Genomic DNA, 12996 nt, shown 5'->3' with positions numbered 1-12996 from the left:
TTGGTCGGGTGGGTCAGTTCAGCTTGGAGATGGCCACGTGACGCAGCAACTCGGCCACCGAGCCATCCATCACATCGGTGAAGGGCTTGGGGTGGATGCCCATGTAGAGCACGGCCACGGCCAGCAAGGCCATGATCAGGAATTCGCGGGCATTGATGTCCAGTAGTTCCTTGACGTGGTGGTTGCCCGGCGCGCCCAGGTACACGCGCTTGAACATCCAGAGCGAGTAGGCGGCGCCGAAAATCAGGGCCGATGCCGCAGCCAAGCCGATCCAGAAATTGGCCTTGACTGCAGCCAGGATCACCATCCACTCGCCCACAAACCCAGCGGTGCCAGGCAGGCCGCAGTTGGCCATCACAAACAGCAGCGCAAAGGCCGAAAACTTGGGCATGGTGTTGACCACACCGCCGTAATCGGCAATCTGGCGCGAATGCACGCGGTCGTACAACACACCAATCCCCAAAAACATGGCGGCCGACACAAACCCGTGGGCAATCATCTGCACGATGGCGCCGGCCATGCCGAGGTCGTTGAAGACGAAGAAGCCCAGGGTCACAAAGCCCATGTGGGCGACCGACGAGTAGGCCACCAGCTTCTTCATGTCTTGTTGCACCATGGCCACCAGACCAACGTAGATCACGGCGATCAGCGAGAGCGCGATCATCAGCCAGGCCCATTCGTGCGAGGCGTCGGGCGCGATGGGCATGGAGAAACGCAGGAAACCGTAGGCACCCAGCTTGAGCATGATGGCGGCCAGGACGGCGGAGCCACCGGTGGGCGCTTCCACGTGCACATCGGGCAACCAGGTGTGCACCGGCCACATCGGCACCTTCACAGCAAAAGCCGCGAAGAAGGCGAAGAACAGCAAGGTTTGTGCGGTGCCACCCAGCGGCAGCTTGTGCCAGGTCAACAGGTCAAAGCTGCCACCCGACTGGTTGTACAGGTAGATCAGCGCCACCAGCATCAGCAGCGAACCGAGCAAGGTGTAGAGGAAAAACTTGAACGCGGCGTAGATCTTGTTCGGACCGCCCCAGATGCCGATGATCAGGTACATCGGGATCAGCGTGGCCTCAAAGAACACGTAGAACAGCATCGCGTCCAGCGAGGCGAACACACCGATCATCAGGCCCGACAGGATGAGGAAGGCACCCATGTACTGGTTGACGCGTTCGGTGATCACCTCCCAGCCGGCCAGCACCACGATGACGGTGATGAAGGCCGTCAGCGGCAGCAGCCACAACGAGATGCCGTCCACACCCAGGTGGTAGTGGATCTGGAAACGTTCGATCCAGAGCACTTTCTCGACAAACTGCATGTCGGCGGTGCCGAGCTGGAAACCCGCATAGATCGGCAACGTGACCGCCAGGCCGGCCAGCGCGCCAACCAGAGCGATCCAGCGCACCATACCTGCTTGTTCATCCTTGCCCAATGTGATCAGCACAACCCCGAAAAAAATGGGGGTCCAAATGGCGAGGCTCAGCAAACCCATGTTGTTCTTCTCCTTACTTGGCGAGCCACACGAAATACGTCATCAGCACAAACACGCCCAGGATCATGACCATGGCGTAGTGGTAGATGTAACCACTCTGCAGTTTGCGCACCACGGCCGAGACAGCGTCCACCAGCTTCCAGCTGGCGTTGACCACACCACCTTCGATCACACCCTGATCACCGCCCTTCCACAGGCCCACACCCAAAGCACGCGCGCCGCGCGCCAGGATGTTTTCGTTGATCCAGTCGAGGTAATACTTGTTTTCCAGCAGCGTGTAGATCGGCATCACGCTGCGCTTGATGGCCGCCGGCAACGCCGGGTTGACCATGTACATGTAGTACGACAGGGCGACGCCCGCTGCAGCCAAGTACAGCGGCGGCGTGCTGAAGGCGTGCATCACCATGCCCATGGGGCCGTGGAAAATCTTGGTGAATTCGGCGATGGCCGGGTGAATGGCCGCGTTGATCACAATGGCGTCGCCGAAGAAGTCGCCAAACACCATGGGGGTGATGGTGAAGTAACCCACCAGCACCGACGGAATGGCCAGCAACACCAGCGGCAGCGTCACAACCCAGGGCGACTCGTGCGGCTTGCCATCGCCATGGTGACCATGGTCATCGTGGTGATCGTCGTGGTGGGCGTCCGGATTCTGGTCGTAACGCTCGGCGCCATGGAAGACCAGGAAGTACATGCGGAACGAATAAAAGGCCGTGACGAACACGCCTGCCAGCACCGCAAAGTAGGCAAAGCCGGCACCGGGCAGGTTGCTGAAATGCACCGCCTCGATGATGCTGTCTTTGGAGTAGAAACCCGAGAACAGCGGCGTGCCAATCAACGCCAAAGAACCCAGCAGCGAGGTGATCCAGGTGATGGGCATGTACTTGCGCACGCCACCCATCCAGCGGATGTCTTGGTTGTGGTGCATGCCCATGATGACCGAGCCGGCCCCAAGGAACAGCAGCGCCTTGAAGAAGGCGTGGGTCATGAGGTGGAACACAGCCACCGAGTAGGCCGAGGCACCCAGGGCCACGGTCATATAGCCCAGCTGCGACAAGGTGGAGTAAGCCACCACGCGCTTGATGTCGTTCTGGATGATGCCCAGGAAGCCCATGAACAGCGCGGTGATGGCGCCGATGATGAGGATGAAATTGAGCGCGGTGTCCGACAGCTCGAACAACGGCGACATGCGCGACACCATGAAGATGCCGGCTGTCACCATGGTGGCGGCGTGGATCAGCGCGGAGATGGGGGTCGGACCTTCCATCGAGTCAGGCAGCCACACGTGCAGCGGGAACTGCGCCGATTTGCCCATGGCGCCGATGAACAGGCAGATGCAGATGACGGTGACCAGCAGCCAGTCGGTGCCGGGGAAGCCCAGTTTGCCCAGCTCAGGCGCGTTGGCAAAAATTTCGGTGTAGTTCAACGAACCGGTGTAAGCCACGATCAGGCCAATACCCAGGATGAAGCCAAAGTCGCCCACGCGGTTGACCAGAAAGGCCTTCATGTTGGCGAAAATGGCCGTGGGCTTGTTGAACCAAAAACCGATCAGCAGGTAAGACACCAGGCCCACCGCTTCCCAGCCAAAGAACAGCTGCAGCAGGTTGTTGCTCATCACCAGCATCAGCATGCTGAAGGTGAACAGCGAGATGTAGGCGAAGAAGCGGTTGTAGCCTTCGTCCTCTTCCATGTAGCCAATGGTGTACAGGTGAACCATCAGCGAGACGAAGGTCACCACCACCATCATCATGGCGGTGAGACCATCGACCAGGAAGCCGATTTCCATCTTCAGCTTGCCGATCACCATCCATTCGTACATGGTGGCGTTGAAACGTGCGCCGTGCACGGCCACGTCCCACAGCGTCATCATGGACAAGACCATGGCAATGAACACACCCAGGATGGTGGCGCTGTGCGATGCCTTGCGACCGATGACGTTGCCACCAAAGGTGGTGCCCAGGATACCGGCGACGAGCGACCCCACCAGCGGTGCCAGGGGCACGGCGAGCAAGGTGCTTGCAGAAAGACTTGTTGTCATAGGAATGTCGTTCTTTCTAAGCCCGGCTCAGCCCTTGAGGGCGTTGAGCTCGTCGACGCGGATCGAGGACTTGTTGCGGAACAGCAGGACCAGGATGGCCAGGCCAATGGCCGATTCGGCAGCGGCCACGGTGAGGATGAAGAACACGAACACCTGGCCGTGCATGTCGCCCAGGTAGTGGGAGAAGGCCACGAAGTTCATGTTGACCGCCAGCAGCATCAGTTCGATGGCCATCAGCAGCACGATCAGGTTCTTGCGGTTCAGGAAGATGCCGATCACCGACAGGGTGAACAGGATGGCCCCGAGGGTCAGGAAATGGGTCAGCGTCAGGGTCATGCCTGTTTCTCCTCAACGGCGGGCGCGGGCGCCGGTGCCTCGCGTGTGGCGGCCACCTGCACCACGGCCAGACGGTCGCGCGCCTTCACGCGCACCTGCACCGAAGCGTCCACGGCCTTGCTGTCCTTGCGCTGGCGCAGCGTGAGCGCGATGGCAGCGATGATGGCCACCAGCAGGATCACAGCCGCGATTTCAAGCGGATAGAGGTATTCGGTGTAAAGCAGTTTTCCCAGCTCGCGCGTGTTCTCGATCTGCCCTGCCGCAGCGGCTGGGCTCAAGGTGACCGAACCAAATCCACCGCTCAGGATGGCCCACATCTCAACAGCCAACACGCCCCCAATCAGCACAGCCAAGGGGAAGTTTTGCCAGAAACCCCAGCGGTCGCCTTCGATGCGGATGTCCAGCATCATGACGACAAAAAGGAACAGGACCATGACGGCGCCGAGGTAGACCAGCACCAGGGTGATGGCCAAGAATTCGGCCTTGAGCAGCATCCACACGGCGGCCGCCTGCGAGAAGGCCAGCATGAGGTAAAGCACCGCGTGCACGGGGTTGCGTGCCGTGACGACCCGGAAGGCCGCGAACAGCAGCACCGCCGAGAAGAAGTAGAAGAAGCCGGTTGTGACGTCCATGGGATTTCAGCTTTGTGCGTTGGGCGTTCAGCGGTAGGGAGCGTCAGCGGCCTTGGCGGCGGCGATCTCTTTTTCGTAGCGGTCGCCCACAGCCAGCAACATGTCCTTGGTGAAGTACAGGTCGCCCCGCTTTTCACCGTGGTACTCGAAGATGTGGGTTTCGACGATGGCGTCCACCGGGCAGGCTTCTTCACAGAAGCCGCAGAAGATGCACTTGGTCAGGTCGATGTCGTAGCGCGTGGTTCGGCGCGAGCCGTCGTCGCGCTGTGCAGCCTCGATGGTGATGGCCATGGCAGGGCACACGGCTTCACACAGCTTGCAGGCGATACAACGTTCTTCACCATTCTCGTAACGGCGCTGCGCGTGCAGACCACGGAAGCGCGGCGACAGCGGCGTTTTTTCCTCGGGGAACTGCACCGTCACCTTGCGGCGGAACATGTACTTGCCGGTCAAGGCCATGCCCTTGAAGAGCTCGGCCAACATGAAGGAGGACACGAAGTCCTTGATGGAAGCAGCGGTCATTCTTTTGCTCCCTTATTTAAAAATATTCCACGGGGACACCATCCAGCCGCCGATCACCAGCAGCCACACCAGGGTGACCGGAATGAAGATCTTCCAGCCCAGACGCATGATCTGGTCGTAGCGGAAGCGCGGGAAGGTGGCGCGGATCCAGATGAACATGGACACGACCAGGAAAGTCTTGATACCCAGCCAAATCCAGCCTGGAATCCAGTTGAACAGCGCGCTGTCGATGGGGGGCAACCAGCCGCCCAGGAACATCAACGCGGCCAGGATGGAGACCAACCACATGCTGGCGTATTCGGCCAGGAAGAAGATGGCAAAACCCATGCCCGAGTACTCGACCATGTGGCCGGCCACGATCTCGGCCTCGCCTTCGACCACGTCAAAGGGGTGGCGGTTGGTTTCGGCCACGCCCGAGATCAGGTAGACCATGAAAATGGGCAGCAGCGGCAGCCAGTTCCACGACAGGAAGGTCAGGCCCAGGTCGGCCATCATCCCTCGGCCTTGGGCGGCCACGATCTCGCCCAGGTGCAAGCTGCCCGACACCATGATGACCACCACCAAGCAGAAGCCCATGGCAATTTCGTAGCTGACCATCTGGGCCGACGCGCGCAGCGCGCCCAGGAAGGCGTACTTGGAGTTGGAGGCCCAGCCAGCAATGATCACGCCGTAGACCTCGATGGAGGTGATCGCCATGATCAGCAGCAGGCCGGCGTTGACGTTGGCCAGGATGGCATCCGGCCCGAAGGGAATGGCCACCCACGCGGCCAGCGCCGGCATGATGGCCATGATGGGGCCGAGACGGAACAAACCCTTGGACGCAGCGGTCGGCTGAATCAGTTCCTTGGTCAGCAGCTTGAGCGCGTCGGCGATGGGTTGCAGCAAGCCCATGGGGCCCACGCGGTTGGGGCCGTGGCGGACCTGGATCCAGCCCAGCAGCTTGCGTTCCCACAGCGTGAGGTAGGCCACCGCGCCCATCAAAGGAGCGAGCACCGCCACGATCTTGATCAGCGCCCAGAGCACCGGCCAGACAATGCCCGTCCACCAGTAGGCGGCGAACAGGCCGAGGCCGCCGTTGTACATCGCGTCGATCATGCCAGGGCCTCCTGCGCGGCACGCGCGTCAGCGGTGAGTTGCAGCGAGGGCGCGCGGCGCACAACACCATCGAGTTGGTAGATGGACGCCTGGGCAGGTTGGCCCTGCACCGGCGACAAATCGGCTGCCACCGCGGTGGTGTTGTTCAGTGCACTTGCAGGCAGTTGCAACGGGGCGGTGTGACCGGTCAGCCCGTGCTGAGCCAGCACCTCGGCCAGCACATCTTGCGCGGTTTCGTGTTTGAAGCCAGGCAAAGCCAGCAGGTTGCCCAACACACGCAACACCTTCCACGCGGGGCGGGTGTCGCCCAGTGGGCGCGCCACGGCATAGAAGCTTTGCAGCAGGCCTTCGGCGTTCACGAAGCTGCCCGGGGTTTCGGTCCAAGGCGCGATGGGCAGCAGCACGTCGGCCACGTCCATGTTGGCCTTGAAGGGGCTGAAGCTCACCACCATCTCGGCGCTCTGCAGGCCCGCCACACCGGCTGCGCTGTCGAACGCGGGTTCGTTGTTGAGCAGCAAGACAGCCTTCAAGCCACCCGTCAGCATCTGGCCTGCGTTTTTGCCTTGGGCACCAGGCAGTGCGCCCACCCACTGGGCACCCACGGTGTTGGCGGCTTCGGTGAGGTAGCCCACCGAGGCACCGGTTTGCTCACCAATCCACTGCGCCACCGCCAGCAGGCTGGCCGCAAAGGCGTGGTGCGCCGCAGCATTGCCCAGCAACACGGCCTTGCGCTCGCCACCCAGCAGGGAACGGGCGATGGCATCGGACTCCACATGCGTCGGCACGTTCCAAGGTGAGGCAATGCCTTTTTCGCGTGCAATGGACGCAGCGACTTGGGCCAGCGCTTGCACCCACATACCACTCTCAGCGACCAGCGTGTTGGCCACAGGCATGGCCCAGTCGTGCACGCGGCTGTTCACCGCATTCACCTGCCCGCCCTTGCGCACGGCCTGGCGGATGCGCTGGGCGAACAGCGGGTGGTCTTTGCGAATGTGGGAACCCACCACCAGCACGCGCTGCAGGGTGGACAAGGACGCGATGGACATGCCCAGCCAACGCACGCCGTTGCTGTTGCCGAAGTCGGCGTGACGCAGGCGGTGGTCGATGTTGTCGCTACCGAGGCCACGCACCAGGGCGCCAGCCAACGCGAGCTCTTCCACCGTGCTGTGCGGGCTGGCCAACAGGCCAATGCTCGACGCACCGAAGTCGTTCTTGATCTGCTTCAGACCGTTGGCGACGTATTCCAGAGCGGTTTGCCAATCCACCGTCTTCCATTCGCCGCCTTGCTTGAGCATGGGGGCGGTCAGGCGCTGGTCGCCGTTGAGGGCTTCGTAGCTGAAGCGGTCGCGGTCGGCGATCCAGCACTCGTTGACGGCCTCGTTCTCCAGCGGCACCACGCGCATGACCTGGTGGTTTTTCACCTGGACAATGAGGTTGGCGCCGGTCGAGTCGTGCGGGCTCACGCTCTTGCGACGCGAGAGTTCCCAGGTGCGGGCGCTGTAGCGGAAAGGCTTGCTGGTGAGCGCGCCCACGGGGCAAATGTCGATCATGTTGCCCGACAGTTCGGAATCCACCGACTGACCGACAAATGTTTCGATCTCAGAATGTTCGCCACGGTGCGACATGCCCAGCTCCATCACGCCGGCCACTTCCTGACCAAAGCGCACGCAGCGGGTGCAGTGGATACAACGGCTCATCTCCTCCATGGAAATCAGCGGACCCACATCCTTGTGGAACACCACGCGCTTCTCTTCTTCGTAGCGCGATTTGCCGGCGCCGTAGCCCACGGCCAAGTCCTGCAACTGGCACTCGCCGCCCTGGTCGCAGATGGGGCAGTCCAGCGGGTGGTTGATCAGCAGGAACTCCATGACCGACTGCTGGGCCTTGATGGCCTTGTCGCTCTTGGTGCGCACGATCATGCCTTGTGTCACAGGCGTGGCGCAGGCCGGCATGGGCTTGGGTGCTTTTTCCACATCGACCAGACACATGCGGCAGTTGGCCGCAATGGACAGCTTCTTGTGGTAGCAGAAATGGGGAATGTAGGTGCCCGCCTTTTCGGCCGCATGCATGATCATGCTGCCGGGGGCGATGTCCACCTTCTTGCCGTCGAGTTCGATTTCAACCATGTTGTTTTCTCACGCGGGTGACACGCGCTCAGGCGGCCGTCTTGACCAGGGACGTCTTGTGTTCGATGTAGTGCTCGAACTCGGGACGGAAGTGCTTGATCATGGCGCGCACCGGCATGGCCGCCGCATCGCCCAAGGCACAGATGGTGCGGCCCATGATGCTCTCGGCCACGTTGTCCAGCACCGCCATGTCGGCCGCCTTGCCCTGGCCGCCGTGGATGCGTTCGACCAGCCGGAACAGCCAGCCCGTGCCTTCGCGGCAGGGTGTGCACTGGCCACAGCTTTCGTGCATGTAGAAGTAGGACAGGCGCTTGAGCGACTCGACCATGCAGCGCGTGTCGTCCATCACGATGAGCGCGCCCGAACCCAGCATCGAGCCGGCCTTGGCGATGGAGTCGTAGTCCATCGTGCATTCCATCATGATGTGTGCGGGCAGCACCGGGGAGGACGATCCGCCCGGGATCACCGCCTTGAGCGTGCGGCCCTTGCGCACACCGCCGGCCAGTTCCAGCAGCGTGGCAAACGGCGTGCCCAGCGGAATTTCGTAGTTACCGGGGCGCTCCACATCACCGCTGACCGAAAAGATCTTGGTGCCACCGTTGTTGGGCTTGCCACATTCGAGGTAGGCCTGGCCGCCGTTGCGGATGATCCAGGGCACGGCCGCGAAGGTCTCGGTGTTGTTGATGGTGGTCGGCTTGCCATACAGACCATAACTGGCCGGGAACGGCGGCTTGAAGCGTGGCTGACCTTTTTTGCCTTCCAGCGATTCAAGCAACGCGGTTTCTTCGCCGCAGATGTAAGCGCCAAATCCGTGGTGAGCGTGCAGCTGGAAGCTGTAGTCGCTGCCCAGGATGTTGTTGCCCAGGTAGCCAGCGGCACGCGCTTCTTCCAGCGCGGCCTCAAAACGTTCGTAGACCTGGAAAATCTCGCCGTGGATGTAGTTGTAGCCCACGTTGATGCCCATCGCGAAGGCGGCAATCGCCATGCCTTCGATGACGATGTGGGGGTTGTACATCAGGATGTCGCGGTCCTTGCAGGTACCCGGCTCGCCCTCGTCCGAGTTGCACACCAGGTACTTCTGCCCCGGGAACTGGCGCGGCATGAAGCTCCACTTCAAACCGGAAGGGAAACCCGCGCCGCCCCGGCCACGCAGGGCCGATTCCTTGACGGTGGCAATCACCTGGTCCTGGGTCATGCCAGCGACGCCGGTCTCGGGATCGGGGGACGAACCGTCCTTGCCCAAGATCTTGCGCAGGGCCTGGTAGCCACCGCGCGCTTCGTAGTCCTTCAGGCTCCAGTTGCTGCCGTTGAGGCCGGCGTAGATCTGGGGGCTGATGTGGCGGTCATGGAAACAGGTCTGCACGCCGGTGGCGAGGAACTGGTTGAGCACCTGGTTGGCGTTCATCACTTGCTGTCCTTCGCTTCAGGGGTGGCTTTGAGCCCTTCGATCAGTTGATCGAGTTTGTCGTTGCTCATGAAGCTGCACATGTGGCGGTCATTGACCAGCATCACCGGCGCGTCGGCACAAGCGCCCAGGCATTCGCTTTGCTGCAGGGTGAACAGGCCATCGGCCGTGGTCTCGCCCATGTGCACACCCAACTTGCCTTCGAGGTAGTGCAAAGCCTTCTGGCCATCGCGCAGCTGGCAAGGCAGGTTGGTGCAGACGTTGAGCTTGAACTTGCCCACCGGCCGCTGGTTGTACATGTTGTAGAAGGTCGTGACCTCATGCACCGCCATGGGCGCCATGCCCAGGTACTCGGCGATTTCGCGCTCGGCATCGGTGCTGACGAACCCCTGCTCCTGCTGCACGATGGACAGGCAGGCCATCACGGCCGACTGCGCCTGCTCAGGCGGGTACTTGGCGACTTCGCGGTCAAACCGCGCGCGGGTAGCTTCGGAAATCATCGGTCGATCTCTCCAAACACGATATCCAGCGTGCCGATGATGGCCACGGCGTCGGCCAGCATGTGGCCACGGGCCAGCTCATCGAGCGCGGCCAGGTGCACGAAGCCAGGCGGACGGATCTTCAGACGGTAAGGTTTGTTGGCGCCATCGCTGGCCAGGTAGATGCCGAACTCGCCCTTGGGGTGTTCGACCGCCGCGTAGGCTTCGCCTTCGGGCACGTGGAAACCTTCGGTGAAGAGCTTGAAATGGTGGATCAGCTCTTCCATGCTCGACTTCATCGCTTCGCGCGAAGGCGGCGCCACCTTGTGGTTGTCGGTGATGACCGGACCCGGGTTCGCACGCAGCCAGTCCACACACTGCTTGATGATGCGGTTGGACTGCGCCATCTCTTCCATGCGGACCAGATAGCGGTCGTAGCTGTCGCCCGTCTTGCCCACCGGGATGTCGAATGCCATGCGGTCATAGACATCGTAGGGCTGCTTTTTGCGCAAGTCCCAGGCGATGCCGGAACCACGCAGCATGGGCCCGGTCAGGCCCAGGTTGATGGCGCGTTCAGGCGCCATGATGCCCACGTCCACCGTGCGCTGCTTCCAGATGCGGTTGTCGGTCAACAGCGTGTGGTACTCGGCCAGGTAGGTCGGGAAACGCTGGGTGAAATCGTCGATGAAGTCGAGCAGAGAACCCTGGCGGTTCTCGTTCATTTGCGCCAAGGCCTTGGCGTTCTTGATCTTGCTGACCTTGTACTGCGGCATGGTGTCCGGCAGATCGCGGTAAACACCACCGGGACGGAAGTAAGCCGCGTGCATGCGCGCACCCGACACCGCCTCGTACATATCGAACAGGTCTTCACGTTCGCGGAACGCGTAGATCAGAATGGTCGAGCTGCCGCAGTCGTTGCCGTGCGAACCCAGCCACATCAGGTGGTTGAGCAGGCGGGTGATCTCGCTGAACATCACGCGGATGTACTGCGCGCGGATAGGCACGTCCAGACCCAACAGCTTTTCGATGGCCAGGCAGTAGGCGTGCTCGTTGCACATCATCGACACGTAGTCCAGCCGGTCCATGTAGGGCAGCGACTGGATGAAGGTCTTGCTCTCTGCGAGCTTCTCGGTGGCACGGTGCAGCAGACCGATGTGCGGGTCGGCACGCTGCACGACTTCGCCGTCCAGCTCCAGCACCAGGCGCAACACGCCGTGGGCGGCAGGGTGCTGCGGACCGAAGTTCAGGGTGTAGTTCTTGATTTCTGCCATGGCTTACACCCCAGCTCCGTACTTGTCTTCGCGGATGATGCGCGGCGTGATGTCGCGTGGCTCGATCGTGACCGGCTCGTAGACCACGCGCTGACGCTCAGCGTCGTAGCGCATTTCCACATGCCCCGACAGCGGGAAATCCTTGCGGAACGGGTGCCCCACAAAACCGTAGTCGGTGAGGATGCGGCGCAGGTCGTTGTGGCCTTCAAACACAATGCCGTAGAGATCAAAGGCTTCGCGCTCGAACCAGTTGGCCGCAGCCCATACGCCATTCACGGAATCGACCACCGGCAGATCGTCATCGGCGCAGAAGACCTTGACACGCAAGCGCTGGTTCAGCTCCATGGACAACAAGTGCGACACAACACAAAAACGTGCCCCGTCCCATTGCCCATCGCGGTAAGCGGAATAATCCATGCCACACAGATCGATCAACTGATCGAAACGGCAACCCGGGGCGTCGCGCAGCGTTTGCATGGCCGCCAGGTAGTCGGCCTGCGACACCTGAACCGTGACCTCGCCCAAGGCGATGTCGATGCGACGAAGCTTGTCGCCAAGCGCGGCGACCACCGCGTCCTGAATGGCCTCTGGCCGAACGGCAAATTCACTCATGGCAGTCCTCAGGCACGCGCAATGGTTTGGGTGCGGCGGATCTTCTGCTGCAACTGGATGATGCCGTACAGCAGCGCCTCGGCCGTGGGCGGACAACCGGGCACGTACACATCCACCGGCACGATGCGGTCACAGCCACGCACCACGGAATAGCTGTAGTGGTAGTAGCCACCACCGTTGGCACATGAACCCATGGACAACACCCAACGTGGCTCGCTCATCTGGTCGTAGACCTTGCGCAGCGCGGGCGCCATCTTGTTGCACAGCGTGCCGGCCACGATCATCAGATCGGACTGGCGTGGGCTGGCGCGAAAGACCTCGGAGCCAAATCGCCCGATGTCGTAACGCGCCGCGGCCGCGTGCATCATCTCCACCGCGCAGCAGGCCAGACCAAAGGTCATGGGCCACAGGGAACCGGTCTTGGCCCAGTTCACCACCGAGTCGTAGCTGGTGGTGACAAAACCTTCTTTCAGGACGCCTTCAATCATGTGTTGTGTTCCTCAGAATTCGACCGGTCGCCGCCGGGCCGCCCCAAGGCGACCACACCCCCTCGGGGGGCAGCGAAGCACACGAAGTGGCAAGTGTGGGGGTCATGTTCACTCCCAATCCAGAGCGCCCTTTTTCCACTCGTAGGCAAAGCCCACAACCAGAATGCCCAGGAAGACCACCACCGACCAGAAGCCGACCGCACCCACGTCCTGCAAGGCCACGGCCCACGGGAAGAGGAAGGCGATTTCCAGGTCGAACAGGATGAACAGGATGGCCACGAGGTAATAACGCACGTCGAACTTCATGCGCGCGTCTTCGAAGGCCTCGAAGCCACATTCGTAGGGCGAGTTTTTTTCCGCATCGGGCTTGTTGGGGCCCAGGATGTAGCCCAACAGCTGCGGCAGCACACCAACCGCGATACCCACAATGATGAACAGAAGAACGGGCAGGTATTGGTCGAGGTTCATCTTGCGTGTACCAGGGGCGCCAGCAGGCGCCGTGT

13 protein-coding genes are annotated in these 12996 nt (G+C 61.6%); all 13 read right to left on the bottom strand.

Annotated elements, in window-relative coordinates; all coding sequences use genetic code 11:
- Positions 1-13 precede the first annotated feature (13 nt).
- Positions 14-1489 (bottom strand): NADH-quinone oxidoreductase subunit M, encoded by a 1476-nt coding sequence (locus ACFQU0_RS21590; protein WP_382204291.1) that lies wholly within the window; start codon positions 1487-1489, stop codon positions 14-16.
- A gap of 13 nt (positions 1490-1502) precedes the next feature.
- Positions 1503-3527 (bottom strand): NADH-quinone oxidoreductase subunit L, encoded by a 2025-nt coding sequence (nuoL, locus tag ACFQU0_RS21585; protein ID WP_382204289.1) that lies wholly within the window; start codon positions 3525-3527, stop codon positions 1503-1505.
- A gap of 27 nt (positions 3528-3554) precedes the next feature.
- The gene (gene nuoK, locus ACFQU0_RS21580) at positions 3555-3863 is read right to left on the bottom strand and encodes an NADH-quinone oxidoreductase subunit NuoK (protein ID WP_342129133.1); all 309 of its coding nucleotides are present in this window, start codon (positions 3861-3863) and stop codon (positions 3555-3557) included.
- Complete coding sequence (locus ACFQU0_RS21575) at positions 3860-4495, bottom strand: NADH-quinone oxidoreductase subunit J (protein ID WP_382204287.1); 636 nt, start codon at positions 4493-4495, stop codon at positions 3860-3862. The genes nuoK and ACFQU0_RS21575 overlap by 4 nt, the downstream gene beginning before the upstream one ends.
- 27 nt (positions 4496-4522) lie before the next feature.
- Positions 4523-5017, bottom strand: a complete 495-nt coding sequence (gene nuoI / locus ACFQU0_RS21570; protein WP_382204286.1) for an NADH-quinone oxidoreductase subunit NuoI — start codon at positions 5015-5017, stop codon at positions 4523-4525.
- Positions 5018-5029: 12 nt separating this feature from the next.
- Positions 5030-6112 (bottom strand): NADH-quinone oxidoreductase subunit NuoH, encoded by a 1083-nt coding sequence (gene nuoH, locus ACFQU0_RS21565; protein ID WP_382204284.1) that lies wholly within the window; start codon positions 6110-6112, stop codon positions 5030-5032.
- On the bottom strand, positions 6109-8238 hold the full coding sequence (gene nuoG / locus ACFQU0_RS21560; RefSeq protein WP_382204282.1) for an NADH-quinone oxidoreductase subunit NuoG: 2130 nt from the start codon (positions 8236-8238) through the stop codon (positions 6109-6111). The genes nuoH and nuoG overlap by 4 nt, the downstream gene beginning before the upstream one ends.
- 28 nt (positions 8239-8266) lie before the next feature.
- On the bottom strand, positions 8267-9643 hold the full coding sequence (nuoF, locus tag ACFQU0_RS21555) for an NADH-quinone oxidoreductase subunit NuoF (RefSeq protein WP_382204281.1): 1377 nt from the start codon (positions 9641-9643) through the stop codon (positions 8267-8269).
- The gene (gene nuoE, locus ACFQU0_RS21550; RefSeq protein WP_382204279.1) at positions 9643-10143 is read right to left on the bottom strand and encodes an NADH-quinone oxidoreductase subunit NuoE; all 501 of its coding nucleotides are present in this window, start codon (positions 10141-10143) and stop codon (positions 9643-9645) included. The genes nuoF and nuoE overlap by 1 nt, the downstream gene beginning before the upstream one ends.
- Positions 10140-11393, bottom strand: coding sequence for an NADH-quinone oxidoreductase subunit D (locus ACFQU0_RS21545; RefSeq protein WP_382204277.1), 1254 nt, complete (start codon positions 11391-11393; stop codon positions 10140-10142). The genes nuoE and ACFQU0_RS21545 overlap by 4 nt, the downstream gene beginning before the upstream one ends.
- Positions 11394-11396: 3 nt before the next feature.
- Positions 11397-12005, bottom strand: coding sequence for an NADH-quinone oxidoreductase subunit C (locus ACFQU0_RS21540; protein ID WP_382204276.1), 609 nt, complete (start codon positions 12003-12005; stop codon positions 11397-11399).
- 8 nt (positions 12006-12013) lie between these two features.
- Positions 12014-12493, bottom strand: a complete 480-nt coding sequence (locus ACFQU0_RS21535; RefSeq protein ID WP_342129124.1) for a NuoB/complex I 20 kDa subunit family protein — start codon at positions 12491-12493, stop codon at positions 12014-12016.
- 108 nt (positions 12494-12601) lie between these two features.
- Positions 12602-12961 (bottom strand): NADH-quinone oxidoreductase subunit A, encoded by a 360-nt coding sequence (locus ACFQU0_RS21530; RefSeq protein ID WP_382204274.1) that lies wholly within the window; start codon positions 12959-12961, stop codon positions 12602-12604.
- Positions 12962-12996: the final 35 nt, after the last annotated feature.

Origin of the sequence: Hydrogenophaga defluvii, assembly GCF_042665235.1 — a bacterium.
Classification (GTDB): Bacteria; Pseudomonadota; Gammaproteobacteria; order Burkholderiales; family Burkholderiaceae_C; genus Hydrogenophaga; species Hydrogenophaga defluvii_A.
The sequence above is the reverse complement of the archived record's forward strand: the minus strand, read 5'-3'. Positions and strand labels throughout refer to the sequence as shown.